This is a genomic window from Flavobacterium sp. Root935 (assembly GCF_001429295.1).
Lineage (GTDB): Bacteria > Bacteroidota > Bacteroidia > Flavobacteriales > Flavobacteriaceae > Flavobacterium.
The window spans coordinates 443099-469734 of sequence record NZ_LMJL01000007.1; the positions used below are offsets into that span (position 1 = coordinate 443099).

Annotated in this window: 26 protein-coding genes; 20 read left to right on the top strand and 6 right to left on the bottom strand. The window is 33.8% G+C overall.

Annotated features, from left to right (window positions below; translation table 11 throughout):
- The first annotated feature begins 222 nt into the window (after positions 1-222).
- The 10 genes from hemA (at position 223) to ASE40_RS03500 (ending at position 9601) form a co-directional block, all read left to right on the top strand.
- On the top strand, positions 223-1473 hold the full coding sequence (gene hemA / locus ASE40_RS03455; protein ID WP_057115974.1) for a glutamyl-tRNA reductase: 1251 nt from the start codon (positions 223-225) through the stop codon (positions 1471-1473).
- 105 nt (positions 1474-1578) lie between these two features.
- Entirely contained in the window at positions 1579-2505 is a 927-nt protein-coding gene (hemC, locus tag ASE40_RS03460) for a hydroxymethylbilane synthase (RefSeq protein ID WP_057115403.1), read from the top strand.
- The gene (locus tag ASE40_RS03465) at positions 2505-3170 is read left to right on the top strand and encodes a uroporphyrinogen-III synthase (RefSeq protein WP_057115404.1); all 666 of its coding nucleotides are present in this window, start codon (positions 2505-2507) and stop codon (positions 3168-3170) included. Before hemC ends, ASE40_RS03465 begins: the two co-directional genes overlap by 1 nt.
- A 137-nt stretch (positions 3171-3307) precedes the next feature.
- Positions 3308-4333: a uroporphyrinogen decarboxylase gene (gene hemE / locus ASE40_RS03470; protein ID WP_057115405.1), complete on the top strand. Its 1026-nt coding sequence runs from the start codon at positions 3308-3310 to the stop codon at positions 4331-4333.
- A 75-nt stretch (positions 4334-4408) separates the two neighbouring features.
- Entirely contained in the window at positions 4409-4786 is a 378-nt protein-coding gene (locus tag ASE40_RS03475) for a hypothetical protein (RefSeq protein ID WP_057115406.1), read from the top strand.
- A 2-nt stretch (positions 4787-4788) separates the two neighbouring features.
- Positions 4789-5334 (top strand): GNAT family N-acetyltransferase, encoded by a 546-nt coding sequence (locus tag ASE40_RS03480; protein ID WP_057115407.1) that lies wholly within the window; start codon positions 4789-4791, stop codon positions 5332-5334.
- Positions 5331-6245: an oxygen-dependent coproporphyrinogen oxidase gene (gene hemF / locus ASE40_RS03485; protein ID WP_057115408.1), complete on the top strand. Its 915-nt coding sequence runs from the start codon at positions 5331-5333 to the stop codon at positions 6243-6245. The genes ASE40_RS03480 and hemF overlap by 4 nt, the downstream gene beginning before the upstream one ends.
- A gap of 866 nt (positions 6246-7111) precedes the next feature.
- A complete protein-coding gene (gene tnpA, locus ASE40_RS03490) occupies positions 7112-7579 on the top strand; it encodes an IS200/IS605 family transposase (RefSeq protein WP_057115409.1) in 468 nt (155 codons plus the stop codon).
- Between the two features lie 102 nt (positions 7580-7681).
- Positions 7682-8620 carry a DUF4421 family protein gene (locus tag ASE40_RS03495; RefSeq protein WP_057115410.1) on the top strand — a complete coding sequence of 313 codons (939 nt, stop codon included), beginning with the start codon at positions 7682-7684 and terminating at the stop codon, positions 8618-8620.
- Positions 8621-8713: 93 nt separating this feature from the next.
- A complete protein-coding gene (locus tag ASE40_RS03500; protein ID WP_057115975.1) occupies positions 8714-9601 on the top strand; it encodes a fructose bisphosphate aldolase in 888 nt (295 codons plus the stop codon).
- Positions 9602-9674: 73 nt separating this feature from the next.
- On the opposite strand, the gene ASE40_RS03505 is transcribed toward ASE40_RS03500, so the two are convergent.
- Together ASE40_RS03505 and ASE40_RS03510 are read right to left on the bottom strand one after the other, a co-directional pair.
- On the bottom strand, positions 9675-11507 hold the full coding sequence (locus tag ASE40_RS03505; protein WP_057115411.1) for a hypothetical protein: 1833 nt from the start codon (positions 11505-11507) through the stop codon (positions 9675-9677).
- Positions 11508-11509: 2 nt separating this feature from the next.
- Positions 11510-12142, bottom strand: coding sequence for a hypothetical protein (locus ASE40_RS03510; protein ID WP_057115412.1), 633 nt, complete (start codon positions 12140-12142; stop codon positions 11510-11512).
- Positions 12143-12421: 279 nt separating this feature from the next.
- Between ASE40_RS03510 and hemB the strand changes: the two genes are divergently transcribed.
- Both hemB and ASE40_RS03520 read left to right on the top strand, forming a co-directional pair.
- Positions 12422-13414, top strand: coding sequence for a porphobilinogen synthase (hemB, locus tag ASE40_RS03515; RefSeq protein ID WP_057115413.1), 993 nt, complete (start codon positions 12422-12424; stop codon positions 13412-13414).
- 1 nt (position 13415) lies between these two features.
- On the top strand, positions 13416-13814 hold the full coding sequence (locus tag ASE40_RS03520; protein WP_057115414.1) for a c-type cytochrome: 399 nt from the start codon (positions 13416-13418) through the stop codon (positions 13812-13814).
- Positions 13815-14053: 239 nt separating this feature from the next.
- On the opposite strand, the gene ASE40_RS03525 is transcribed toward ASE40_RS03520, so the two are convergent.
- Positions 14054-16114: a M13 family metallopeptidase gene (locus ASE40_RS03525; RefSeq protein WP_057115415.1), complete on the bottom strand. Its 2061-nt coding sequence runs from the start codon at positions 16112-16114 to the stop codon at positions 14054-14056.
- 226 nt (positions 16115-16340) lie between these two features.
- Here ASE40_RS03525 and ASE40_RS03530 point away from each other — a divergent pair, with 226 nt between their 5' ends.
- The 5 genes from ASE40_RS03530 (at position 16341) to ASE40_RS03545 (ending at position 20873) form a co-directional block, all read left to right on the top strand.
- Positions 16341-17006, top strand: a complete 666-nt coding sequence (locus ASE40_RS03530; RefSeq protein ID WP_057115416.1) for an SCO family protein — start codon at positions 16341-16343, stop codon at positions 17004-17006.
- Positions 17007-17109: 103 nt separating this feature from the next.
- Positions 17110-17349: a ferrous iron transport protein A gene (locus ASE40_RS03535; RefSeq protein WP_026982352.1), complete on the top strand. Its 240-nt coding sequence runs from the start codon at positions 17110-17112 to the stop codon at positions 17347-17349.
- Positions 17349-19448 (top strand): ferrous iron transport protein B, encoded by a 2100-nt coding sequence (gene feoB / locus ASE40_RS03540; protein ID WP_057115417.1) that lies wholly within the window; start codon positions 17349-17351, stop codon positions 19446-19448. Before ASE40_RS03535 ends, feoB begins: the two co-directional genes overlap by 1 nt.
- Before the next feature lie 6 nt (positions 19449-19454).
- Entirely contained in the window at positions 19455-19580 is a 126-nt protein-coding gene (locus tag ASE40_RS21835; RefSeq protein ID WP_128414927.1) for a FeoB-associated Cys-rich membrane protein, read from the top strand.
- A 510-nt stretch (positions 19581-20090) separates the two neighbouring features.
- Positions 20091-20873, top strand: coding sequence for a DUF1963 domain-containing protein (locus tag ASE40_RS03545; RefSeq protein WP_057115418.1), 783 nt, complete (start codon positions 20091-20093; stop codon positions 20871-20873).
- A 34-nt stretch (positions 20874-20907) separates the two neighbouring features.
- Here the strand turns inward: ASE40_RS03545 and ASE40_RS03550 are convergent, their stop codons facing one another.
- From ASE40_RS03550 to ASE40_RS03560, 3 genes are all read right to left on the bottom strand, one after another.
- Positions 20908-21561, bottom strand: a complete 654-nt coding sequence (locus tag ASE40_RS03550; protein ID WP_057115419.1) for an HD domain-containing protein — start codon at positions 21559-21561, stop codon at positions 20908-20910.
- A gap of 182 nt (positions 21562-21743) precedes the next feature.
- Positions 21744-22736, bottom strand: coding sequence for an acyl-ACP desaturase (locus tag ASE40_RS03555; RefSeq protein ID WP_057115420.1), 993 nt, complete (start codon positions 22734-22736; stop codon positions 21744-21746).
- A gap of 45 nt (positions 22737-22781) precedes the next feature.
- The gene (locus ASE40_RS03560; RefSeq protein WP_057115421.1) at positions 22782-23528 is read right to left on the bottom strand and encodes a lysophospholipid acyltransferase family protein; all 747 of its coding nucleotides are present in this window, start codon (positions 23526-23528) and stop codon (positions 22782-22784) included.
- A gap of 125 nt (positions 23529-23653) precedes the next feature.
- On the opposite strand from ASE40_RS03560, the gene rnpA reads away from it, so the two are divergent.
- The 3 genes from rnpA (at position 23654) to ASE40_RS03575 (ending at position 26611) form a co-directional block, all read left to right on the top strand.
- The gene (gene rnpA / locus ASE40_RS03565) at positions 23654-24058 is read left to right on the top strand and encodes a ribonuclease P protein component (RefSeq protein ID WP_057115422.1); all 405 of its coding nucleotides are present in this window, start codon (positions 23654-23656) and stop codon (positions 24056-24058) included.
- A gap of 70 nt (positions 24059-24128) precedes the next feature.
- Positions 24129-24968, top strand: coding sequence for a DUF4349 domain-containing protein (locus ASE40_RS03570; RefSeq protein ID WP_057115423.1), 840 nt, complete (start codon positions 24129-24131; stop codon positions 24966-24968).
- Positions 24969-24973: 5 nt separating this feature from the next.
- Complete coding sequence (locus tag ASE40_RS03575; protein WP_057115424.1) at positions 24974-26611, top strand: S41 family peptidase; 1638 nt, start codon at positions 24974-24976, stop codon at positions 26609-26611.
- The last annotated feature ends 25 nt before the right edge of the window (positions 26612-26636 follow it).

Genomic DNA, 26636 nt, shown 5'->3' on the forward strand with positions numbered 1-26636 from the left:
TATTTTTTTTGGACTAAAATCAAACCTCCGTCAAAATGTTATTTAGAATGACTCTAAACAAATCGTTTCAAACGACTTGATTTTGCTACAAAAGTACTGCTTTTTGCATAAAAACAGATGTTTAGAATCAAAAAAACATGCAGCGATACAAAAAGTACTTTCAGCGTTACTTTTATCAATAGTATAGTAATAATTTTGTTGCACTTTTATGAAAGTGAATTTATGGAAAACAATAACGTACCGAAACACCTTTATTTTTACTCAGTTGGTCTGAGTTATAAAAAAGCTGATGCTGAGGTCAGAGGTCAATTTAGTTTGGACGCAGTGGCGAAAACGCGTTTGCTGGAACAAGCTAAAACTGAAGGAATAGAAAGTTTAATTGTCACTTCAACCTGCAACAGAACCGAAATTTATGGTTTTGCAGAACATCCATTTCAATTAATCAAATTGATCTGCGACAACAGCAATGGTTCTGTTGACGCTTTTCAAAAAGTTGGTTTCGTTTATAAAAATCAAGAAGCAATCAATCATTTATTTCGCGTAGGAACTGGTTTAGACAGTCAGATCTTAGGCGATTTTGAAATTATATCTCAAATCAAAACTTCTTTTATCCATTCAAAATCAATGGGCTTAGCCAATGCTTTTATGGAAAGATTAGTTAACGCGGTTATTCAGGCAAGTAAAAGAATTAAAACTGAAACCGAAATTAGCTCTGGCGCAACTTCTGTTTCTTTTGCATCGGTTCAATACATTCTTAAAAATGTTGAGGATATCAGCAATAAAAACATTTTGCTTTTCGGAACAGGAAAAATCGGGAGAAATACTTGCGAGAATTTAGTAAAACATACTAAAAACGAACATATTACTTTAATCAACCGAACTAAAGATAAAGCTGAGAAATTGGCTGGAAAACTAAATTTGATTGTTAAAGATTATTCTGAATTACATTTAGAACTTCAAAAGGCAGACGTTGTTGTTGTAGCAACTGGTGCTCAAAACCCAACAGTTGACAAAGCTATTTTAAATCTTAAAAAACCTTTATTGATTCTGGATTTGTCGATTCCGAAAAACGTTAACGAAAACGTGGAGGAATTAGAAGGAGTAACTTTAATTCACATGGATTATTTGTCGCAATTGACAGATGAAACATTGGAAAACAGAAAATTACACATTCCTGCTGCGGAAGCTATCATCGAAGAAATCAAAGAAGAATTTGTTGTTTGGATGAAAGGCCGAAAATTTGCGCCGACCATCAATGCTTTAAAAGACAAATTGAATGCGATCAAAGCTTCTGAATTAGATTTCCAAAGTAAAAAAATTGCTGATTTTAATGAAGCACAAGCTGAAATCATAAGCAACAGAATCATTCAAAAAATCACTACTCATTTCGCAAATCATTTAAAAGACGACGATACCATGGTCGATGAGAGCATCGAATGGATCGAGAAAGTCTTCAAAATAAAAGCATCTTAAATAAAATTTTAAACCATATAAGTTATATAAGTTCATTTAAAAACTGTGTTTTACCCAAACTACTTAAATTTACTTATATAACTTATATGGTTCAAGAAACATAACATGGCTGAAAAAACAATCAGAATTGGAACTCGTGACAGCGAATTAGCACTTTGGCAGGCACATAATGTCGAAAAGAAATTAAACGATTTGGGGTATAAAACCTCGATTGTTGCTGTAAAATCTCAAGGCGATATTATTCTGGATAAACCGCTTTATGAACTTGGTATAACAGGAATTTTTACAAAAACGCTGGACATTGCCATGATTAATGGCGATATTGATATTGCGGTACATTCTATGAAAGATGTTCCAACGGCTTTACCAAAAGGAATTGTTCAAGCGGCTGTTTTAGAAAGAGCAAATGTTTTAGACATTTTGGTTCACAAAGGAAATGCTGATTTTGGAGATAAACCAAGCACGATTGCAACTGGAAGTTTACGACGCCAGGCACAGTGGTTTAACAAATATCCAAACCATACTGTAGTTGATTTACGCGGAAACGTGAATACCCGTATGCAGAAACTTCAGGATAATGATTGGGATGGAGCTGTTTTTGCCGCTGCAGGTTTGGAGCGCATTAACTTAAAACCTGAAAACTACATTAATTTAGATTGGATGATTCCCGCGCCGGCACAAGGAGCAATGCTTGTTGTAGCAATGGAAAACGACAATTATACCCTTGATGCACTTTCGCAGTTAAATCATATCGAAACTGAAATCTGCACTTATATCGAACGTCAGTTTTTAAGAACACTCGAAGGCGGTTGTACTGCTCCAATTGGAGCTTTGGTAACTTACAATGAAGATGAAGATACTTTGCATTTTCAAGGTGTTTTACTTTCTATTGACGGAAAACAAAAATTAGAAATCAATAAAACAGTCGATATTTCAGAATGGAAAAAATTAGGTTTTCATTCGGCACAGGAGATTTTGAATAATGGAGGAACGGAATTAATGCAAAAGATTAAAGAATCCCTGAAAAAATAATGGCGAAATCAATTCAGATATTATCTACTAAAATATTATCTCCTCTTCAAAAAGAAGAGTTGAAAAAAGGCGGCTTTGATCTAATCGAAGCCGATTTCATTAAAACTGAAAATAAACCTTTCGAATTTAAAGACCTCAACGAAAGTCTTATTTTCACGAGTCAGAATGCTGTTCACAGCTTTTTATCTCATCCCGACTCAGAGCAGTTAAAGAAAAAAAATGTGTATTGCGTTGGCCTTAAAACCAAATCGCTTTTAAGCGATAATGGCTTTAATGTTGTGGCTTACACAGGTTACGCATCTGATTTGGCCGAAATTATCACTTTAATTTACAGAAATGAAAGTTATACTTTTTTCAGCGGTAACCTTAGAAGAGATACTTTGCCAAATGCCTTAAAAGAAGCTGGCATACAACTCAACGAAATTCAGGTTTACGACACCTCTTTACAGCCACAAAAAATAAAGACAGCTGTTGATGCAATCTTATTTTTCAGTCCTTCTGGCGTTGAGAGTTATTTGAAAGAGAATACAATTAAAAAAGAAGTTTGTTTCTGTATTGGAGAAACCACTGCAGAAGCTTTATCAAAAACAACAAAGAATATCATCGTTGCAGATCAGCCAACAATTGAAGATGTAATCGAAGACGTAATTCACGAATATAAATAAATTAAAGCTATAAGCTTTAGGCAGTAAGCCTTAAGCAAAAATAATTTGACAATACGCTTTAAGCTTTATGCTTTAAGCAAAAAGATAGACAAACACCGCTTAAAGCCTAAAGCTTAAAGCCTAAAGCAAGAAAAAAAATGTTAAAAAACGACCTATTTTTAAAAGCATTAAAAGGAGAAACAGTTCAACGTCCGCCAGTATGGATGATGCGCCAGGCAGGAAGATATTTACCTGAATTTAGAGCTTTACGTGATAAATATGATTTTTTCACAAGATGTGAAACTCCAGAACTTGCGGCCGAAATTACAGTACAGCCAATTCGCAGAATTGCTCCAGACGCTGCGATTTTGTTTTCGGATATTTTAGTTGTTCCTCGTGCAATGGGAATTCACGTAGAATTAAAAGACAATTTAGGACCAATTATTCCAAATCCAATCCGTACAATGGAACAGGTAAATCAAGTTATTGTTCCTGATGTAAATGAAACTTTGGGTTATGTTTTTGATGCTGTTAAATTGACTAAAGAAATGCTGAACAACGAAGTGCCTTTAATTGGTTTCGCTGGTTCGCCTTGGACAATTTTCTGTTATGCTGTTGAAGGAAAAGGCTCTAAAAGCTTTGATACTGCAAAAGGTTTTTGTTTTTCAAATCCAGTTGCAGCGCATACATTATTGCAAAAAATTACAGACACAACAATTTTATACTTAAAAGAAAAAGTAAAATCTGGAGTTAATGCTGTTCAGATTTTTGATTCTTGGGGAGGAATGCTTTCTCCTGTTGATTATCAAGAATTTTCATGGAAATATATCAACCAGATCGTTGATGCTTTAGCCGAAATTACACCGGTTATTGTTTTCGGAAAAGGATGCTGGTTTGCGCTTGGCGAAATGGGTAAAAGTAAGGCTTCTGCACTTGGAGTAGACTGGACTTGTTCGGCTAGAAACGCTCGTTATTTGTCAGGTGGTAACATTACTTTACAAGGAAATTTTGATCCATCAAGATTGCTTTCTCCAATTCCAACTATCAAGAAAATGGTTCATGAAATGATCGATGAGTTTGGAAAAGACAAATATATTGTAAATTTAGGTCACGGAATTTTACCAAATATCCCTGTAGATCACGCAAAGGCGTTTATAGACGCGGTGAAGGAATATGGGCAATAATAGTTGATAGTTTATGGTTGATAGTTGTTGGATAAAACACTATCAACCATAAACTAGCAACCAACAACTCAAAAAATGCTAAACAAAGGCCTAAGAGACGAAGAAAGCATTAGAATAGAGAATACTCTAAAGACTTTGCACGCTTTGGTTTTTGTTCCAAAGTTTTGGAATGCTGAAGATACAAGTCTGATCGATGAACAATTAAAAAGTTTTGGATTAAGTCTAGAAAGAACAATTGAAATTCCTGAAGAAGAGTTGATTATTTTGTTACAGCGATGTCATTTAGACTGGAACCAACAAGAACAATTTGCAGATATTCTGGTGAGTTTATCTCAGGAAAAGCAATTTGATTTCTTAAGAAAATCACTTGCCATTTACCAATACATCCAACAAGAAAGCAAGGTTTTTTCTTTTGGGATAAATTCGAAAATTACTTCTCTAAAAGACAAATAAAAATGAGTTTTACAGATTGGAAAATAGACCGAATTGAAAATATTCTTCCCGAAGAATTTTATAAATTAATTGATAAGAATAGAAATCATATCGGACACACTTTCCCTGTCACGCTAGCTAATTCTGACTCACCAAAAAATGCCGAAAACTTTATATCGGTTAGTAGAGATAAAGAAAAAAATAGTGAAGGATATTATTTTTACGCAAGAGAAACTGAAACCAATAACCTTATTGGTTATCTGTGTGTAAAAACTATCGATTACCGCATTTCTAAATGTGAATTGGGTTATTTTATCGACGAAGATTTTCAAGGAAAAGGAATTACCTCAAAAATGGTTTCAGATGCACTTGAATTTTGTTTCAATGAATTGAAAATTAATAAGGTTTTCATCTGCACTTCTGAAATTAATCTGGCAAGTCAAAAAATCGCATTGAAACATAATTTTAAACAAGAAGGAATTTTAAGAGACGAATTTAGAAATGGTGATGGAGAATTGCAAAACTCCGTTTATTTTGGACTTCTTAAATCAGAATACACAAAATCATGAAAGATAAATTTTACGCATACATACAAGAATTACAAGACCAGATCTGCGCTGGATTAGAAGCTGTGGACGGAACTGCAAAGTTCCGTGAAGATCTTTGGAAACGTCCAGAAGGCGGCGGTGGAAGAACTCGCGTTATTGAAAACGGTCCCGAAGGCTCGGGAGTTCTCGAAAAAGGCGGTGTAAACATTTCAGCTGTTCACGGAAAGCTTCCGGAAACAATGCAAAAAATGTTTGGCGTTGGCGAAGCAGATTTCTTTGCCTGCGGATTAAGTTTGGTCATTCACCCGAAAAACCCTATGGTTCCTACTGTCCACGCCAATTGGAGATATTTCGAAATGTACGATGAGTCTGGAAAAGTAATTCAACAATGGTTTGGTGGCGGACAGGATTTAACGCCCTATTATTTGTTTGAGGAAGATGCAAAACACTTTCATCAAACGTGTAAAACAGCCTGCGACAAACACAATCCAGAGTTTTATCCAAAATATAAAAAACAATGCGATTCTTATTTTTGGAACGCGCACAGAAATGAAGCCCGCGGACTTGGCGGTTTGTTTTTTGATTATTGCAAAGCAAATGAGCAAATGTCGATGGAAGATTGGTACAATTTCGTAACCGAAGTCGGCAATAGTTTCCTTGAAGCTTATGTTCCGATTGTGGAAAGAAGAAAAAATTTAGAATATACTCCAAAAAATAGAACATGGCAGGAAATTCGACGTGGCCGTTATGTGGAGTTTAATCTAGTGCACGATAAAGGAACTTTATTCGGATTAAAAACCAACGGAAGAATTGAAAGTATTTTGATGAGTTTGCCTCCACATGTGCAGTGGGTTTATGATCATCATCCAGAAGCAGGAAGCGAGGAAGAAAAATTGCTTAATGTATTGGAAAATCCTATTGATTGGGTTTAATGTTTTAGATAAATTCATACCCCTAATTTTGTTTCGCTCCGCTGGAGCTCTTGAGCAATATCTTGTAATTTTTGCTATAAATATTTCGTCCCTCTGGGACTGGTTTTTGATAAATTTATATTTGGATATAAAAGAACTAACATAGCGGAAATATTTTAAAAATAATTAATCTGTTTCATGGTAAAGCGACCTTATTGTTTAATAAATTAATTTCGCTCCGCTGGAGCTTTTGAACCATATCTTGTAATCTCTCTATAAATATCTCGTCCCTCTGGGACTGGACTTTTGCTAAATTTATATTTGGATATAAAAGATCTAACATAGCGGAAATATTTTAAAAATAATTAATCTGTATCATGGTAAAGCGACCTTATTGTTAATAAATTTATTTCGCTCCGCTGGAGCTTTTGAACCATATCCCTTCTAATTTCTCTATAAATATCTCGTCCCTCTGGGACTGGACTTTTGCTAAACTTATATTTGGATATAAAAGAATCCAATGAAGGGGAAATATTAAACTATAATAGATATTTCGTTCCTTTGGAACTAGGGTTTGATAATTTATATTGGTTGAAAAGCTCTGGAGGAGCGAAATATTTATAGCAACAAATTCATACACCCTCGATAAAGCTCCAGCGGAGCGAAATATTTACAGCAAGGCACGACATATTTATAGGAATAATTCACCTTCTTTCAGACAAAGCTCCAGCGGAGCGACATATTTATAGCAATAATTTATCCTCCTCGAAAAAAGCTCCATCAGATCGAAACATATAGCAACACGACATATTTTATCTTGACAATAAGAAATATTTATCCTACAAAATAAAATTATTAATTAGCTTTACCAATTAATAATTATAATTATGGCAAACACCTATTCTCAACTGTATATTCAAATTGTATTTGCTGTAAAAGGAAGGCAAAATTTAATTTCCTCAAATAAAAAAGATGAAATTTATAAATATATTTCAGGAATTATTGCCAATCAAAAACAAAAACTGATTGCAATTAACGGAATGCCAGATCATATTCATATCTTAGTTGGAATAAAACCAGATGTATCATTATCGGATTTAGTGAGGGTTATAAAAACAAATTCATCCAAATTCATAAATGAACAAAGATGGATAAATGGAAAATTTGAATGGCAGACAGGTTTTGGTGCTTTTTCATATGGACATTCGCAATTGACCAATGTTATTAAATACATTGAAAATCAAGAAGAGCATCACAAAACAAAAACATTCAGAGAAGAATATATTGCGTTTTTAAAATTGTTTAATATTGATTTCAAAAATGAATATCTTTTTGATGATGTCAATTTAAAATAATATATCGCTCCGCTGGAGTTTTTATCTTAACTACTTATTTTTAGCTATAAATATTTTGCTCCGCTTGAGCTCTTTATATATCGAGTAATTGTTATTATAAATATGAAATTAAAACTGATTTACATAGCGTTTTTTGCCAGCATTTTGGGTTGTTTTGCTCAAAACGATTCGTTGCATAATCCGTATTTTAAATCTTATGATGATAAAATTACTGTCAGTATTTATTATTTAGATACTTCGAATAGTTTCCAGATTGCTTCCGACGGCCAGGAACCGAAAATATATGTCAATCTAATTCCGAATAGGAGAGAACAAATTGGTTTTAATTTAAACTATAAAATTATTGACGTTAGTATTGGTTTTGCTCCTAAATTTTTGGGTGGCAACAAAGGCGATTCTCATTCCAAGAATTTTAATTTCAATACCCGTTTTTATTATAAAAAATGGATGCAGTCGTTTACTTTTATTAATCAAAAAGGATTTTATATCAGCGACAATAATATAAATGCACAGCTTCCCAATATGCGTACTACGAAAATTGGCGGATCGACATCTTATATTTTCAATGATAAATTCTCTTTTAAAACGTTGGTCAGTCAAAACGAATGGCAGACTAAGAGTTCTGGAAGTTTTATTCCGACTTTCTCCTTTTACTACACCAATTTAGACTTAAACACTCCCGATTCGTCTCCTGGCGATTTCTATGTGTTTACTTTAGCACCTTCTTATTTCTATAACTTTGTCATCAGCGACCGCGTTTTAATTGGTGCTGGAATTGCTTTGGGAGCTGGACTTAATGATGTCGACGGAGATACTTCTGCCTTATATCAAGCAGATTTTAATTTAAAGCTGGCTTATAATAACGATCGTTTCTTTGCTTTCGCAAGTCTTAATACCGTAGGTTTTGCTCAAGACGAAAAAGTCGATCCACGGTTAAATGATAATATTGCTACTTTAAGATTTTCTGTAGGCTACCGATTTGATCCTCCAAAAAAAGTAAAAGAAGTTTACGATAAAGTCAATGATAAAATCGGGCTTTGAGAAATCTAAAACCTCAAAAGCAAGAAATACGATAAAAATTGCTTAATTTAACAGGTATTTATTACAAATTAAAATTTCATTATTATGGAAAATGTGAATGAAGACCAATTAAATCGCATGCATTCCGGAAAAGGATTTATCGCGGCATTAGATCAAAGCGGCGGCAGTACACCAAAAGCTTTATCGCAATATGGCGTTCAGGAAAGCAGCTACTCAAATGATGAAGAAATGTACACACTTGTACATGAAATGAGAACCAGGATTATTAAAAGTCCTGCGTTTAAAAGTGACTATATTCTCGGTGCGATTTTATTTGAAAATACTATGGACCGTAAAATCGACGGTCAATGGACCGCTGATTATTTGTGGGAGAAAAAAAATATAGTTCCGTTTTTAAAAGTAGACAAAGGACTTACTGATCTTGCCAGCGGCGTACAATTGATGAAACCAATTCCAAATTTAGATGACTTATTGACAAGAGCAGTAGAACGCAATATTTTTGGAACCAAAATGCGCTCGGTTATTAAAGAAGCAAATCCTGATGGAATTCGCGATATTGTAGAACAGCAATTTAGAGTAGGTTCACAAATCTTTAATAAAGGGCTTATTCCGATTATTGAGCCTGAAATTGATATTTACAGTTCTGATAAAGAAAAATCTGAAGCAATTCTAAAACAAGAAATCATAAAACAGCTTAATTCTTTAGACAAAGAGGTAAAAGTAATGCTGAAACTTTCTATCCCAACAGTAAATGATTTTTATAAAGAGCTGATATCGAATCCGCATGTGGTGCGTGTTGTGGCTTTGTCTGGCGGATATTCGAGAGAAGAGGCCAATGAAAAACTCGCTCAAAACCACGGATTGATTGCCAGTTTTTCAAGAGCATTATCCGAAGGTCTTTCTGCTGGACAGTCTGATGATGATTTTAATGCCGTACTGGGCAAAACAATCAAAGAAATCTATGAGGCTTCGATCACATAAAAAAATCATTTTATGCTATAAAAAAGCCCAAAAATTAGATTTTCGGGCTTTTGAATTTTTATAATAACCGAGATTATTTCGAAGTCATTTCGTCTGCCAAATCTAATGTTTGTAAAATGATGTTTTTATCAGATTTTAGAGCGTTTAATTTGAATATGAATTTCAATTTATTATCGATTAGTTTCTTAGGCGATTCTGTTGTAATGTCTGAAAACTGAGCCGAAATTTTATTGAATCGAATCAAATCTGATTCTTTTGCATTTTTACCAAATGCATTTACGGTTTGTGCAATATTCAGTTTTCCGAATATGTAATTTTTGCTCAAGTCTTTCTTTGTTTCTTTTATAAAAGAGCCTTTTCCAGTATTAAAATAATCCATTGTGTTGGCAACAATGACAACCTCTTTGTCTTTCAGGATAAAAATATCACCAAACTCTTTTGTTCCAACAATCTGATAATGATTCCCGTTTTGAATTAATACTTTTTTGCGTACGCCCAGTTGCAAAAGTTTATCTCCAAATGTTGGATGCGTCGAAGTAAAAATTACAGAAAATAACGGAATTGATTTTTTTACTTTTTCTTCCGTAACCGTTTCTTCATAATTTTCGTCGTAACCGTACTTTTTGGTCATTACCTCAACATCTTTCATGCCGTACAAAAACGCGCTTAAATCACCGTCAAAAAGTTTCGCAGTGGCTTCTTCATCAACAATTGTAGTAATCAAATCTGTAATTATTGTAATATCTTCTTTTCCAAATTTTGGATTCTGGAATATTTCGGAAGTTAAAGAAGGAAAACTTTCTAAAGCTGCTTTTGTATTAATATGATAAGATGCGAAAGCCAATGGCTTTTCAGACGGGAAATAATTAAAAATATTTTTATTGATTTTTCTGTCGCTTATTTTATTCACAACCGCTGCAATCTCTTTAGAATATTCAATAACTTCTTCGATTCGGGCATTGTCATTATCAAAATAGAAATCAACATTAATTCCTTTTATAAAATTTCCGAAATTTTTCTGCATCGGCAGGAATTTGTCATAACCGCCAAATATAGCGGTCGGATAACTGTATGCTGAGTATAAACTCGAAATTGCTCCGCCATAATCTACCCAAGACGAAATATCTGCCGACTCGTTTATTTTGGATGAACTTGGTGCAGTAAAACCATTTTCAAATAATGCTTTTATAATTTCACTTTGCTTTTCAGCAAGATTTCGATCAAATTCTGCTTGCTGCAAAGTATATTCTTCATAAGGATTTCCATCGTATAGATATTCTTCTTGAGCCGAGTTTTCCATCGCTGCAGGTGCATCAATTGCTATTGGTGCCTCAACAACTTTCACTTCATTTTCTGGAACAGCTGCAGGATCTGCATAACTTTCGTCAGAATAAATAGAATCGGTTACAACTGGCGGCTGTAAATCATAAACATTTTTAGAAAATCGTTTCGTTAATTCTAATACAACCAGATAATTATCATTCCAAATCATGGATCTCTTTTTACCTTTTGGCGTAAAAACAGAATAATTTCCGAAATCTTCAATTTCCGCAATCGAATCATTGCTGTTGTCGATCTTAAATTCTTTGATTAAAAATTGTCTAAGTGCCTCTTTGTTTTTTATGGGAATAGTAATTTGGTAATACGGAATACTATCCATGAAACTTCCGTGAATTGTTATTTTCTGATCTAAATGTATCACCGAAGTATATTTACTGAAATCAAAGTCTGGCTTTTTACTGCTGTATTTGCTTACCAACGGATGATTTAGAACTTCTGAAACACTTACTTTTTTAGAAAGCTGGCTTCCGTTAAATTGTACAAAATAATCGTATTTGGATGTATTGATCTGACCAAAAGTCAAATACGTGGCGAATAATAAAAATAGAGTGTAAAAATGCTTCATAATTAAGGCTTTAATTGGATGGTATTATTCATGAGGGTCGATTTTTTAAGAACACTGTACATGCTTTGTTTTAAAAAAACGGTCTTTTTGTTTGCAGAAATTTTACTGTTAGAATTGTTTACAGAAAGAATGTCTTTGTCAAAACTATAAATAGCGATAATGCTGGCTTCTTCAAGGTCTTTCTTTTTCTTCGGGTCGTTTACGACTTTTTCTGGAATAGGATAAGAGGCGATTCTTTCAAAATTTTTGCCACTTCCGCTAAAGTGAATTTGATCACGCTGATTGTTGATTGTATTGACAACAGCATTTAATGCTTTTAGATTGGCATAATTGAGTTTGATAATGAAAACGTAATTGTCAAAATCTGTTTTTGTGGTTATACTTGAGATTCCGTCAATTTTCGAAGCTTTAGATTTAAAGTCTTCCAGTTTTTGGCTGATTTCCTGTTCGTTTGGGATTTTAACGCCATCGACTTCTTCCAGCCAGATTGCAGATTTGGTCTTAAACCAAGATTGAGAAAAGTCGATCATAAGAGTATATTCGCCACTTTGATCGTCGTGGTGTTTGATTCTTTCTGTTATCTCAAAACAACTTGTTAAGAGCAAACAGCAAAATAAAGCGAGAAATTTCTTCATTAGACAAATTTAGACGGAAATATTTTAAAAACCATATTTAAGTTAAACTCTAAATGGAAACCGAAACTTAAATCAAATTTTTAGATAATATTAACTCATTCTCTATTAGCGTAAACTCCTTATTCTGTTCCTTTTTCTTTAACTTTGCAGCACTTTCATAAAAAGTAAAAATCTACAAAAACAAAAAAAGAACAACATCAATTTTAGAAATAAAGATTAATCAATCTGCTTTCAAAATCAGGTCGCAATCTGAAATCTAAAATCTAAATCTAAATTTATATGTTTCCATTACAAAGAAACCGTCGTTTAAGAACCAATGAATCTATTCGTTCTTTAGTTCGTGAAACCAGTTTAAGTCCACAGGATTTTATGCTTCCTATGTTTGTTGCAGAAGGAAAAGACATTAAATCGGCTATTCCGTCAATGCCGGGAATTTATCGTCATTCGCTGGACAACACGATCAAAGAAGTTAAAGAAGCTTGGGATTTAGGTATTAAAGCGGTAAACATCTATGTAAAAGTAAGCGACAATTTAAAAGACAATAAAGGAACTGAGGCTTGGAACAAAGATGGTTTAATGCAGCAAACTATTCGTGCGATTAAAGATGCTGTTCCAGAAATGATCGTTATGCCAGATGTGGCTCTTGATCCGTATTCTATTTATGGTCATGACGGAATTATCGAAAAAGGCCAATTGATAAACGATGCCACTGTTGACGCATTAACTCGTATGAGCTTAAGCCACGCAGAAGCTGGTGCCGATTTTGTAGCGCCAAGCGACATGATGGATGGACGCGTTTTGGCGATAAGAAAAGCATTAGAAGAAAACGGACATCATAATGTGGGAATTATGAGCTACAGTGCAAAATATGCTTCGGCATTTTACGGACCTTTCCGCGATGCTTTAGATTCTGCTCCAGTTGACACACAAGATATTCCAAAAGATAAAAAAACATACCAAATGGATTATGCTAACCGAATTGAAGGAATTCGTGAAGCATTATTAGACGTTGAAGAAGGTGCAGATATCGTAATGGTAAAACCTGGAATTGCGTATTTGGATATTGTCCGCGAAGTAAAAAACGCTGTTCATGTTCCTGTAGCGGTTTACCAAGTTTCTGGCGAATACGCAATGGTAAAGGCCGCAGCAGAAAGAGGATGGTTGGATCATGACAAAATTATGATAGAGCAATTGTATTGCATTAAGCGTGCGGGCGCTAGTATTATCTCGACTTATTTCGCAAAAGAAGCCGCAGTTTTATTAAATAAATAAGATGAAAAAGGTTTTATTATTAGCTGCCGTTTTAGCGTTTGCCTCTTGTAAAAAAGAAGGTTCTGAGAACAATACCTCAACAACAGAATCGTATTCTGAAGGAGAATCGGCGAAAGCCAAAACTCCAGAAGAACTTGGGAAACAGATTTTTGAAGGAACTGGAAACTGCGTTGCATGCCATCAGCCCGATCAAAAAGTGATTGGACCAAGTATTAAAGAAATTGCCAAAATCTACAAAGATAAAAATGGCGATATTGTGACTTTCTTAAAAGGAAAAGGAGAACCAATTGTCGACCCGAGCCAGTTTGAGGTTATGAAAACAAACTTTGCCATTACACAAGCAATGTCTGATGAAGAATTGAAAGCTATTGAAGCTTACATTTATAGTAATTTGAAATAACAGCACAATGATGTTCCGTAGGAACATTTGATTGGTAAAAAATTATGGTATAATCCATTTACGTTCCATAGGAACGTAAATAAATGGGTTCGTCAATATTTTTTCTACCGACGAAACATTCCTACGGAATGATAACTGCGAATAATAACTCATATCTCAAGTTTAAAAACGAATAAAATAGTAAAGCAAAAGGGCGGTTCCGAAATTCGAAACCGCCCTTTTTATATTATTAAAATCGATTACCAGATTTTAACTCGTTTTTCTGGTTCAACATACATTTTATCACCTTTCTTAATATCGAAAGCTTTGTAGAAAGCATCAACATTCTGGATTGGCACATAAGCTCTGTACATTCCTGGAGAGTGCGGATCTGTTTTTACTTGGTTTTTGATCGCTTCGTCTCTAGTTTTTGTTCTCCAAACGGTAGCCCAAGAAATAAAGAAACGTTGTTCTGGCGTAAATCCGTCGATTAAACCTGGATTACCATTTTCTTTTAGGTACAATTGTAAACCATCATAAGCAGCATTGATTCCGCCTAAATCTCCAATGTTTTCACCTAAAGTAAAATGACCATCAACATGCACTCCTGGCAATGGCTCAAGCGCGCTGTATTGATTCGCTAAATCTGTTCCTAGAGCTGTAAATTGTTTCAAATCTTCATCTGTCCACCAATCTACTAGATTTCCTTCAGCGTTGTAACGTGCACCAGAATCATCAAATCCATGAGAAATTTCGTGTCCAATTACAGCACCGATTCCACCATAATTAACGGCTTCGTCAGCTTGGTAATTGTAAAATGGCGGTTGTAATATTGCTGCAGGGAATACAATTTCGTTATAAGACGGATTGTAATATGCATTTACCGTTTGAGGAGACATTCCCCATTCTGTTTTATCAACTGGTTTGCTTAATTTATCGATGCTTTTTTTGAAAGCCCATTTTGATAAATTTTTTGAATTATCAAAATAAGTTCCGCCTTCTGCAGTGCTTTTAATTGTTAAAGCAGAATAATCTTTCCATTTATCAGGATATCCAATTTTGATGGTGATTTTATTTAATTTCTCAACAGCTTTTACCTTTGTTTCTGGAGACATCCAAGTCAAAGAATTGATTCTGTTTTTGTAAGCCAAAATCACATTCTGAATCATTTTTTGAGCTTTCTCTTTTGCTTCAGCAGGAAATAATTTTTCTACATAAAGTTTTCCAAGAGCTTCTCCAACACTACGATTTACTACTGCAAGTGCTCTTTCTTCAGCTGGAAGTTGTTTTATTGCACCTCTTAATGTTTTGCTGTAAAAATCAAAATTAGCATTATCAATATCTGATGAAAGCTGGCTGGCAGCGCTGTTTAATAAATCCCATTTCAAATATTCTTTCCACTGCCCTACTTTGTTTTCTTTAAAAACAGTTTGCAAAGCAGTCATGTATTTAGGCTCGCTTACAATTACAGTATCCAATTTAGTAATTCCTAAACCAGTAAAGTATTCATTCCATTTAATTGCCGGCGTCAATTTTTGAATATCAGCAATTGTCATCGGATTGTATTGCAAACGGCTGTCGCGTCTTTCAACTCTATTTAATCTTGGCTGAGATAATTCTGTTTCTAAAGCTAAGATTTCAGCAGCGCTTTGTTTTGCTTTTTCTGGAGATTCTCCAATAAACTGAAGCATTCTAGCCACGTGTAATTCATATTTAGCACGTTTTTCTTTAGAATCTTTATCATCAGAAGTATAGTAATCTTTGTCTGGAAGACCCAATTGGCTTGGAGAAAGATTTACAGAATTTTTAGAACTGTTTTTATCATCAGCTCCAATGTAAATTCCGAAAAATCCAGAACCGCCTTCTTTTTCCATTTCCACTAAATATTTCTGAACATCAGCAACATTTTTAATAGCGTCAATTTTTTTCAAATACGGTTTAAGTGGTTCAATACCTCTTTTATTTCTTCCAACAGAATCTAAAACGGTATTGAATAAGTTAACAGCTTTTCCCTGATCAGTGTTTGATTTGTATTTTGGGTTTTTAGAAGCATCTTTTAAAACTGTCATTACATCTTTGTCAGTTCTTTTAATCAGCTCATTAAAACTTCCCCATGTTGTACGATCACTTGGAATTTCTGTTTTTTGAAGCCAAGTTCCGTTTACATATTTAAAAAAATCCTGACTTGGGCTAACTTTAGTATCCATATAAGATACATTGATACCTGGTTCCTTTGAGGCTGCGTCTTGGGCTTGAACTGCTGTTAAAGAAAACATTGCAGATATGACACCAAACACAGGTTTAGCAAATTGTTTTTTCATAAAAGTTTATGGTTTAAGGGAAAATACAAACATATTGTTATTATTTCTAAAATTGTGTTAAAATTCTAACTGGAAAATCATAAAGACACATAAATTTCACAAACATGAATTTTTAACTAATCAATTAGTTGCATATTGATCGTAAAAGTTACAAAAGGCTGTTAAAAAAATATTCGAGTAAAGTTTTTAAAATCTGCTTTTTGTATTTTTGCGCCAAATTATTTTTATGAAATCGCTTTTATACAAATACCGCAAATTCTTTATTGTTTTAATAGTGTTTTCGGTTGTTACGATATCTTTGTTTTACTCTGCCTTAAAACCTAAAAAGACGCTGCCAATTTATAATCCAGCCGATGTAAATCCTGAATTGGTTGACAGTACCATTCAATATAAAAGCAAATACCATACAATTGCCGATTTTTCTTTTGTAAACCAAAACGGCGACACCATTACACAGAAAAATTACGAAGGAAAAATATATGTAGCAGACTTCTTCTTTACCACTTGTGGATCTATCTGCCCAAAAATGTCAACGAATCTTGTTGATGTTCAAAAGGCTGTTTTAAACAATCCGAAAGTAATGCTGCTTTCGCATACTGTTTTTCCAGAAGTTGACAGTGTTTCTGTTTTAAAAGCCTACGCTATAAAATATGGCGTTGTCGACAGCAAATGGAATTTGGTTACGGGCGATAAAAAAGAAATCTACAAAATGGCCAGAAAATCGTACTTAGCAGTTAAACTCGGAAGACCAGACCAGTTGTACGATATGGTTCATACAGAGAATTTTGTTTTGGTAGATCAAAAACGCCGCGTTAGAGGTTTTTATGACGGAACAAACAAAGAAGACATAAAACGTCTTTTAGAAGACATCGATTTCCTTTCTCAAGAGTAAAAAGCCTTATTTTTAGAAACATTTAGCATTTGATAAGGTGTTAAATGCCTTGGAATAAAGAATAATTGCCTACTTTTGCAATCTAAATTCAATCTAAATAAGCTTGCAAAATACAATACACACTCTGAAAAAAGGCGAAAAAGCCATTATCAAAGATTTTGATATCGATCTTATTCCACTGAAATTATTAGAAATGGGTTGTCTTCCTGGCAGCTTAGTTGAATTACTGCAGATTGCTCCTTTTGGAGATCCTCTATATTTGGATATTAACGGTTCGCATGTAGCGATTCGTATCGAAACGGCTCGCGAAATTGAAGTTGAACTTATCAAAACCAATTTGTAATGAGTGTTCAAAATATCAATGTTGCCCTTATCGGAAATCCGAATACTGGAAAAACCTCTGTTTTTAATCAATTAACGGGTCTTAACCAACAAGTTGGGAATTATCCTGGAATTACTGTTGAGAAAAAAATAGGTTTTTGCAAACTACCTCATAATATAAAAGCTAATATTCTTGATTTACCAGGAACGTACAGCTTGAATGCAAGTTCGATGGATGAAAGTGTGGTTATTGAACTTTTGCTAAATAAAAACGACAAATTATTTCCAGATGTTGCCGTTGTAGTAACAGATGTTGAAAACCTGAAACGAAATTTACTGATTTATACACAAATCAAAGACCTTGAAATTCCGACGATATTGGTGATTAACATGTCTGATCGTATGGAAAGAAAGGGAATTAGTTTGGATATTCCGTATTTAGAGGAAAAACTAAAAACTAAAATCGCCCTAGTAAGTTCTCGCAAAGGTTTAGGAATTGATGAATTAAAAGAATTAATTGTTTCCTATAAAACCCTTCCAAGCGAACCCTGTTTAAATGCTTCAGTAATTGATCCTGAGTATTTTGAAAAATTACAGCATGCCTTTCCCAATCAATTAATGTACAAATTGTGGCTGGTAATTACGCAGGATGTGAACTTTTCTAATTTAGACCGAAACGAAGTTCGAAGCACTTTAACAAAATCACATTCAGAATTAAAGCGTTTGCAGCAAAAAGAAACCATCAAAAGATACCAATTTATAAATGATGTTTTAAAAGAAGGTTTAAAAGTCGACGCTTCGATGGCTAAAGATATTCGCGCCAAATTGGACCGCGTTTTAACGCACAAAGTTTGGGGTTACGTAATTTTCTTTGCTATTTTATTTTTGATTTTTCAATCGATTTTCAGCTGGTCAACTATTCCAATGGATTTCATTGACAGCACTTTTGCTTCTTTAAGCAGCTGGGTTGCAGCAGAACTTCCAAGCGGTATTTTAACCGATTTATTGTCTCAGGGAATTATTCCAGGAATTGGCGGTGTTATTATTTTCATTCCGCAGATTGCCTTTTTATTCCTCTTTATTTCGATTCTGGAAGAAAGCGGTTATATGAGCCGTGTTGTTTTTTTAATGGATAAAATAATGCGCAGGTTCGGACTTTCAGGAAAAAGCGTCGTGCCTTTAATTTCAGGAACAGCTTGTGCGATTCCGGCAATTATGGCTACTCGAAATATAGAGAATTGGAAAGAACGCCTTATTACGATCTTAGTAACGCCATTCACGACTTGCTCTGCAAGATTACCTGTTTATGCTATTATTATTTCTTTGGTTATTCCGAGTAAACGCGTTTTCGGGATTTTAAATCTTCAAGGATTAACCTTAATGTCGCTTTACGTTTTAGGTTTTGTTGCGGCAATTTTATCGGCTTATATTTTGAATAAAGTTTTAAAACTAAACTCTAAAACGTATTTTGTTGTCGAAATGCCGAGTTACAAAATGCCGCTTTTAAAAAATGTCGGAATTAATGTTGTAGAAAAAACAAAAGCATTTATTGTTGGTGCAGGTAAAATCATCTTGGCGATATCGGTTATTTTATGGTTTTTAGCTTCATACGGACCTGGAAAAGATTTTAACGAAGCTGAGTCTATCGTAAAAGAAAGATTTGCTACTAAAACTTTAGATGAAACTCAGTTTGAAAACGAAGTTGCTTCTCAAAAACTAGAAAACTCTTATATCGGATTAATGGGAAGAGCGATCGAACCAGCAATTGCGCCTTTGGGTTACGATTGGAAAATCGGAATTGCATTAATTAGTTCTTTTGCAGCCCGTGAAGTTTTCGTGGGAACTCTTGCGACTATTTACAGTGTTGGAGATACGGATAACGAATCGACCATAAAAAGCAAAATGCAGGCAGAAATACGTCCAGATACCGGGAAAAAAGTATTTGATTTCGCCACTGGAATATCTTTACTGTTGTTTTATGCTTTTGCTATGCAATGTGCCAGTACTTTGGCTATTACTAAAAAGGAAACCAATTCTTGGAAATGGCCGGCAATGCAACTGGTCTTAATGAGCGGACTGGCTTATTTTACCGCACTAATTGCGTATCAACTTTTAAAATAAAAAATTATGATTCAGCAAATTATAGCTTTCGCCATATTAGGATTTGCAGTAGCTTTTCTGATCAAAAAATTCTTTTTTAAATCTAAAAAGAAAAAAGACTGCGGCGATGGAACTGATTGTGGATGTTCTTAATTGAAGTTTGAAAGTTACTTAAACACTAAGATTGAGATCTTTTCATATTCGTTCGCTAATAACACAAAGCTTCGCAGAGATAATTCTTTGCGAAGCTTTTTTTTAAAGTTGTCTTTTTTTATTACTTAAAAAACTTTTACTTCCTCTTTATCAAACTTCTACCAATTATTTTTGACGAAATTTAAATCCATCAAAAATGTCAGAAGAAGATAAAATAGAAATTATAATAGATAACAGAGTGGCCCGTTTATTATAGTTTACGTTAGGTTTTTTATGCTCTTGTGCAATTACTTACTTTATAATGAAACATCCGGCATAATATGAGTTCGTGGCTTGATGAATATCGAAAAAAAAAANTAATGATTGGTGATGCGGGTGTAGCCTATGTATTTTATGATGCAGAAGAAAAACGCATAGAATTTTGTATTCAATGCTGTTAAACTGAAAAACCGCGAATACTATTTTATGTCACTGTTTCAATTTATTTGAAAATCATAACACAAAACAATTATGAATACAAAATTTGAAGAATATCGAAAAAATCTACAGGCAGAAAATCTGACTTCGTTCGAAGATTTAGAAAACCTGCTTAAACCTTTAATTAAAGAAGCTTTCAGTATTAATGTTCTCGAAGAATCAGAACAGCAAGAAAATAATCCTTTAATATCTCATTTTGGAGGAAATCCTTATTTTGAAATAGGCGAAGAATGGCCAAAATCTGAAAACGGAAATTATCAAACATTTATGTTTCAGATTTACAATGATGGAACAATTAATCTTCCCGAAAATATTAAGTTAATTCAGTTCTTTTATGATTGGGAATTGTTTCCTTGTTATACTGATGAGGATGGGTGGCAGTTTAAAATATACGAAAAACTAAATCCTGAAAATACAGTTAAAATTGAACAGCCAGTTTTGACAACATCTGTAGATTATTGCGAAGTAACCTTTAATAAAATCAAATCATTACCTAACTGGGATTCTATTGACCTTTATAGTGAAAAAGCATTTCAATTATGTTGTATTTTAAACGACGAACATCCTTATGATAGTTATATTAATACAGTTGAGAAACTTGTTGGAACACGGGACTTTGAAAGTCAAATAGGTGGTTATGCTCACTGGCTTCAAGGTGACCTTACACCACCAAAAGAAAATAATAAACCTATGGATTTACTATTCCAAATAGACTCTGAACACAATGCAGGTTACATGTGGGGAGACATTGGTTTGGCATATGTATTTTATGATGCTGTAACTAATCATGTAGAATTCATTCTGCAAGACTGTTAAATACGAACAAAACTGAAAAACTGAAACAGAAAACTTACTTCACCCCTTCCCACTCGGCATAAAACTGCGCTAGGAATGTTTCCATAAAGCGATGTCTTTCGGCAGCGATTTGTTTTCCTTTTTCGGTATTCATTTTGTCTTTCAAAAGCAAAAGCTTTTCGTAGAAATGATTGATCGTTGGAGCATTGTTTTTCTTGTACTCCTCTTTTGTCATATTGGTTACTGGAGCAATTTCAGGATTGTATAAAGCTCTGTTTTTAAATCCGCCATAATTGAATGCCCTTGCAACACCAATTGCACCGATTGCATCTAATCGATCTGCATCCTGAACGATATCCAATTCGACAGAAGAGAATTTCTTTTCGAAATTTCCGCCTTTATAAGAGATATTTTCGATGATATTGACAACATGCGTAATTATATCTTCTGAAACATTTTCTGTCTCTAAAAATGCTCTCGCTGTTTTTGGACCGATAGTTTCATCCCCATTATGAAATTTACTGTCAGCAATATCATGAAGCAAAGCTCCCAGCTGGACAACTGTTAGGTCACAAACGGTATCTTTTGCTATTAAAAGTGCATTTTTATACACGCGTTCGATATGAAACCAATCGTGTCCGCCTTCGGCATCGTTCAGTTTTTCTTTTACGAAAGCGATGGTTTTATTTATCAGTTCAGAAGTATTCATGAATTATAGTATTTGAATTTCTCGCAGATCATGCACATTAAGCAGATTTACGAAAGGTTTGTATTAAATAAAAAATGCTGATTGTTAGAGTTTTGAAAATCTAACAATCAACATTTTTCAATATCAAAATCAATTGCAAAACTCAATTTTAAATATAAAATATAAAATCTGCAATCTAAAATTTACAATCTCGCTGGTTCAACCCATTTAAAGATGTGTGATTCTTGCGGAATAACGATTCTTTCTGATATTCTTGCCATACGAGCTGGTAATTTCATTAAGTAATCGCGTGCTTTCTCAGCCTCATCAGTCAAATTGGTAATTTTATCAATTTCCCATTTGTTCATTAATTTCTGCATAATATCAACATAATCATTTGCAGTATAAACCCCGATACGCTGTGCAGAATCTGAAAACTGCTCAAATGCTGAACTAATTTTTTGTCCAGATTCTCTCAAGAAATGAGCCGGCATAACGATTTTCTGTTTCATCATGTATTGAAAAGCAAGCATCATTTCGCTTGGATCAACTTGGAAAATTCTAGTTACAAATTCGCTGTATGCATGATGGTGGCGCATTTCGTCACCTGCAATCATTTTACACATTTTAGACAACTTGTTATCGCCAAATTTCTTTGCGATCTGCGCTACTCTATTGTGAGAAACATAAGTTGCTAATTCCTGGAAACTCGTGTATACAAAGTTTTTGTACGGGTCAGTTCCAGTTCCAATATCAAAACCGTCGTTGATTAAATGCTGCGTAGTCATTTCGATTTCACGCATGTTCACACGACCAGACAAATACAGGTATTTATTTAAAAGATCTCCGTGGCGGTTTTCTTCTCCGGTCCATTGACGGATCCATTTAGACCAACCGTTACCACCGTTTTCTACTTGATCAACTCCTTCGACATCCATTAACCAAGACTCATATGTAGGCAAAGCTTCTTCGGTGATGGTATCACCTACAAGCGTAACCCAGAAATCGTATGGTAATTCTTTAGCAATTTCACGTAACTCTCTTACCTCTTCGAAGAAATTTTCTCCTTCAGAATTTGGTAAAAAATCAGACGGCTGCCAAATTTTTTCCACTGGAATTAAATACTGTTCAACGAAGCTATCCACGTTTTTTTCCAAAAACTGCATTACTTCTAATCTAATGTTTTTTATAGACATTACTTATTATAGATTTGGGTTGTACGTTTTAGCTCGGACTAAAACTTAAACCTGTTTATACTCATTTATTCCTTCTTTAACTGCTCTTTCAGTAATCTCCATAAGCTCTTCAAATTTGTAATCTTTGACAGCTAAAGCTTTATGAGCCGTAAATTTCAGGTGATTTCCTAAACCAACAGGAAAGAAACCAAATTTTACCATTTTCCAAGAATTATTAATACTCACCGGTACAACATATGCAGACGGCGCATATTTGCATAAAATTTTAAGACCGCTTTGCGCGAATTCTTTTGGTTTTCCTGTTTTGCTTCTTGTTCCTTCTGGGAAGATAACAGCAGATCTTGTATTTTTTTCGATATATTCAGACAAGCCTTTGATAACTGGTATCGCTTGTTTAGGGTCTTTACGGTCAATTAAGACAGATCCTCCGTATTTCAAATTAAAAGAAACACTTGGAATTCCGCTTCCTAATTCCTTCTTACTTACAAATTTACAATGAAAACGTCTAAAGTACCAAATCATTGCGACTATATCGTACATACTTTGATGATTGGCTACAAAAATGATCGGCACTCCTGTCGGAATTGTCTCTCTATTTTCGATTGTATATCTTGTTCCCACAAGATTTGTACATTTTAAAAGGCAGAAATTTAAATAGTCTACACTTTTTTTATGAGCTTGGTAACCAAATAAATTTAAACAAATCCATTGAATGGGATGAAAAACAGCCAAACATAAACCAAATAATAAATAATAAATTACCGATATTGGATAAGAAATAATTTTTTCCATGCTTCAAAAATTAATGCGCAAAAGTAATAAATATATTTTTAGACTTATTAAAATTGAAAACAATAACCGTTTTTCTGGTTTAATTGTACCTTTGCAGTAAAATTTGCAAATTTTTTCTGAATTAAATGAACTTCACTTACCCTAAAAACGAGCGTTTAAAAAGCAAAACAACGATTGGCTTACTTTTTTCTGATGGAAAATCGGTGTCTAAATATCCGCTTCGTTTGGTTTACCGTCAAGCAGAAGAAAATTCAGAAGAACAAACCAAAATTGGTGTTTCAGTTTCTAAGAAATATTTCAAAAAAGCTGTCGATCGAAATTACTTCAAAAGAGTTTTGAGAGAAACATACCGCTTAAACAAACATTTGCTTCTTGATAATCTGGATGGAAACTATTCTATTATGCTTTTTTATCAGTCTAAGGACAAATTATCATACACAGAAATCAATACCAAAATGATTCAGTTGTTTGAGAAATTTACAGCTCAAATAAACAAATCTCAAGATTCTGAACAGAAAAGTGAATCGTAAATTTCAAAACGTAAGATTAATAATCAAATTAGACAAAAAAATCGTAGTTTTAGCTCTAAATTGAAATTTTATGCGTCACATTTTCTTTTTATCTTTTTTGTTTTTAATTCTTTTTGGATGTAAAAAAGCAAACGCTGTAAATGACGAAGCTTATGCAATTCAAAGTGTACAAATGCCTGCAAAAGCAGAAAATGTTGCTTATGACAAAAAGCCAAGTCCGAACGATGCTCCGCCGCCTAAAGTAGATGAAAAAATCGAACAAAAAATCATAAAAGAAGCAACTTTAAAATTTGAAACTGATAATTTAGAAAATTCTTTCAGTCAAATTCAAAAAGCTGCGTTGACTAGTAAAGCCAGAATCATAAACGATTCTGAAGGAAAGGATTTTGCAACTGTTTTTAGAAATCTAACGATAAAAGTACCAAGTCAGAATTTCGATCGTTTTATAAGTGATATTTCTAAAGGTGTTTCTTATTTTGAAGTTAAAACTATTTCTGCTGAAGATGTTACAGAACAATATATCGATCTGACTTCTCGATTAAAAACCAAGAAAAAACTAGAAGAACGTTACCTTGAAATTCTAAAAAAAGCGAACAAAGTCAGTGAAATTTTAGAGATTGAAGAACAAATTTCTGCTATTCGCGAGGAAATCGAATCTAAAGAAGGTCAGCTGAAATATCTGGAAAGCCGAGTTTCTGAAAGTACTGTTACTATTGAATTTTATAAAACAATACCTGAAAAAGAAGGTGTTAAAATATCATACGGTTCAAAACTTGGAACCGCAATTAAATCAGGATTTTTTAGTTTATCCGATTTATTAATTTCATTATTAAGCGTTTGGCCATTTGTCATTCTGTTTTTTGTATTTGCCTATTTTATTAGAAAAAGATTAAAAAGAAGAAAAAAATAATAATCATGTATCCGTATTTCAAAAAGAAATTTATTATACCTGTCGCTGCTGCGGGAATGTTGTTTGTTGGAACCAGTTTTAAAGAAGATTTTTTTGAAATTGCCAAACAAATCGAGATTTTTACGACTTTGTTTAAAGCAGTAAACACCAATTATGTAGACGAAACGAATCCCGGCGATTTGATGGATAAAGCGATCAAAAGTATGTTGGGAAGTTTAGATCCATACACGGTTTATTTTAACGAACAAGATGTGGTGAACTTTAAAATCAACAATACTGGAGAATATACTGGCATTGGTGCTTTAATCTCAAGGAAAAAAGATCGCTTAATTGTTCGCGAACCTTATAAAAATTATCCTGCCGATAAAGCCGGACTAAAAGCGGGTGACGAAATTATTCAGATTGGAGATGTTTTGATTGCCGATTTTAAAGATGATGCTTCTCAACTTTTAAAGGGAACGAAAAATACTAAAATCAATATTAAATATCTACGTCAGGGCAAACCTTATACTACTGTTTTGGTTTTGGATGAAGTAGACATTAAATCGGTTCCTTTTTACGGAAAAATTGATGATAAAACAGGTTATATTGTTTTGGCGCACTTTAGCAGAAAAGCTTCTAACGAGGTTAAAGATGCTCTTGAAAAGTTAAAAGCCGACGGAGCGAAACAAATTGTTTTAGATTTAAGAGGAAACCCTGGAGGTTTATTGAACGAAGCGATTGATATCTGTAATTTATTTGTGCCGAAGAATGAAGTAATTGTTACGACTAAATCACGAATAGAAAAGCACAATAACACCTATAAAACTCAAAAAGAACCTGTAGATACAGAAATTCCATTGGCAATTTTAGTAAACGGAAGAAGTGCTTCTGCGTCTGAAATTGTTTCTGGTGCTTTACAGGATTTAGACCGAGCGGTTATTTTAGGAAGCAGAAGTTTCGGAAAAGGTTTGGTACAGCGTTCGGTTGACCTTACTTACGGAACGCAGTTAAAAGTTACTATTTCGAGATATTATACTCCGTCTGGAAGATGTATTCAGGCATTGGATTATGCTCATAAAGACAAAAACGGCGTGGCACTAAAAACTGATGCTAAAAATTTTAATGCTTTTAAAACCAGAAAAGGCAGAACAGTTTATGACGGCGGTGGAGTTTTACCAGATATTGAATTAGAAGAAACTAAAACCAGCGCAATTGCAACAGCTTTAATTAAAAATGACGGCGTTTTTGATTATGCGACAACTTACTACTACAAAAATCCGAATTTGGGAGATAAAATCCCAACCATAACAGACGCAGATTATAGTTCTTTCAAACAGTTTTTGAAAGCAAATAAAATCACATTTGATACCGAAACTGAAGTGGCTTTGAAAAACACTTTAGCGGCAGCTAAAAATGAAAAAATAGACGAAACAATTGCTCCTGAATATCAGCAGTTATTGGCCGCTTTAGAAAAAAGTGAAACCACTTTGCTGGATAAAAACCAAAAGGAAATTAAAAACATGATCCAGGAAGAATTGATTAAGAGATATCAATATCAGGAAGGTTTGTATCAGTTTTATATCAAAAATAATTCTGAAATTAAAAGAGCAGTTAGTGTATTAAATAACCAAACAGAATATAAAACGATTTTAAAGATGTAGTGAATGAAGTCAAATCTTGTGGAGT

What these genes read in the sequence shown, in the direction of transcription:
- hemA (WP_057115974.1), top strand. Translation starts at nt 223, where the DNA reads ATGGAAAACAATAACGTACCGAAACACCTTTATTTTTACTCAGTTGGT.
- hemC (WP_057115403.1), top strand. Translation starts at nt 1,579, where the DNA reads ATGGCTGAAAAAACAATCAGAATTGGAACTCGTGACAGCGAATTAGCA.
- ASE40_RS03465 (WP_057115404.1), top strand. Translation starts at nt 2,505, where the DNA reads ATGGCGAAATCAATTCAGATATTATCTACTAAAATATTATCTCCTCTT.
- hemE (WP_057115405.1), top strand. Translation starts at nt 3,308, where the DNA reads ATGTTAAAAAACGACCTATTTTTAAAAGCATTAAAAGGAGAAACAGTT.
- ASE40_RS03475 (WP_057115406.1), top strand. Translation starts at nt 4,409, where the DNA reads ATGCTAAACAAAGGCCTAAGAGACGAAGAAAGCATTAGAATAGAGAAT.
- ASE40_RS03480 (WP_057115407.1), top strand. Translation starts at nt 4,789, where the DNA reads ATGAGTTTTACAGATTGGAAAATAGACCGAATTGAAAATATTCTTCCC.
- hemF (WP_057115408.1), top strand. Translation starts at nt 5,331, where the DNA reads ATGAAAGATAAATTTTACGCATACATACAAGAATTACAAGACCAGATC.
- tnpA (WP_057115409.1), top strand. Translation starts at nt 7,112, where the DNA reads ATGGCAAACACCTATTCTCAACTGTATATTCAAATTGTATTTGCTGTA.
- ASE40_RS03495 (WP_057115410.1), top strand. Translation starts at nt 7,682, where the DNA reads ATGAAATTAAAACTGATTTACATAGCGTTTTTTGCCAGCATTTTGGGT.
- ASE40_RS03505 (WP_057115411.1), bottom strand. Translation starts at nt 11,507, where the DNA reads ATGAAGCATTTTTACACTCTATTTTTATTATTCGCCACGTATTTGACT.
- ASE40_RS03510 (WP_057115412.1), bottom strand. Translation starts at nt 12,142, where the DNA reads ATGAAGAAATTTCTCGCTTTATTTTGCTGTTTGCTCTTAACAAGTTGT.
- hemB (WP_057115413.1), top strand. Translation starts at nt 12,422, where the DNA reads ATGTTTCCATTACAAAGAAACCGTCGTTTAAGAACCAATGAATCTATT.
- ASE40_RS03520 (WP_057115414.1), top strand. Translation starts at nt 13,416, where the DNA reads ATGAAAAAGGTTTTATTATTAGCTGCCGTTTTAGCGTTTGCCTCTTGT.
- ASE40_RS03525 (WP_057115415.1), bottom strand. Translation starts at nt 16,114, where the DNA reads ATGAAAAAACAATTTGCTAAACCTGTGTTTGGTGTCATATCTGCAATG.
- ASE40_RS03530 (WP_057115416.1), top strand. Translation starts at nt 16,341, where the DNA reads ATGAAATCGCTTTTATACAAATACCGCAAATTCTTTATTGTTTTAATA.
- feoB (WP_057115417.1), top strand. Translation starts at nt 17,349, where the DNA reads ATGAGTGTTCAAAATATCAATGTTGCCCTTATCGGAAATCCGAATACT.
- ASE40_RS21835 (WP_128414927.1), top strand. Translation starts at nt 19,455, where the DNA reads ATGATTCAGCAAATTATAGCTTTCGCCATATTAGGATTTGCAGTAGCT.
- ASE40_RS03545 (WP_057115418.1), top strand. Translation starts at nt 20,091, where the DNA reads ATGAATACAAAATTTGAAGAATATCGAAAAAATCTACAGGCAGAAAAT.
- ASE40_RS03550 (WP_057115419.1), bottom strand. Translation starts at nt 21,561, where the DNA reads ATGAATACTTCTGAACTGATAAATAAAACCATCGCTTTCGTAAAAGAA.
- ASE40_RS03555 (WP_057115420.1), bottom strand. Translation starts at nt 22,736, where the DNA reads ATGTCTATAAAAAACATTAGATTAGAAGTAATGCAGTTTTTGGAAAAA.
- ASE40_RS03560 (WP_057115421.1), bottom strand. Translation starts at nt 23,528, where the DNA reads ATGGAAAAAATTATTTCTTATCCAATATCGGTAATTTATTATTTATTA.
- rnpA (WP_057115422.1), top strand. Translation starts at nt 23,654, where the DNA reads ATGAACTTCACTTACCCTAAAAACGAGCGTTTAAAAAGCAAAACAACG.
- ASE40_RS03570 (WP_057115423.1), top strand. Translation starts at nt 24,129, where the DNA reads ATGCGTCACATTTTCTTTTTATCTTTTTTGTTTTTAATTCTTTTTGGA.
- ASE40_RS03575 (WP_057115424.1), top strand. Translation starts at nt 24,974, where the DNA reads ATGTATCCGTATTTCAAAAAGAAATTTATTATACCTGTCGCTGCTGCG.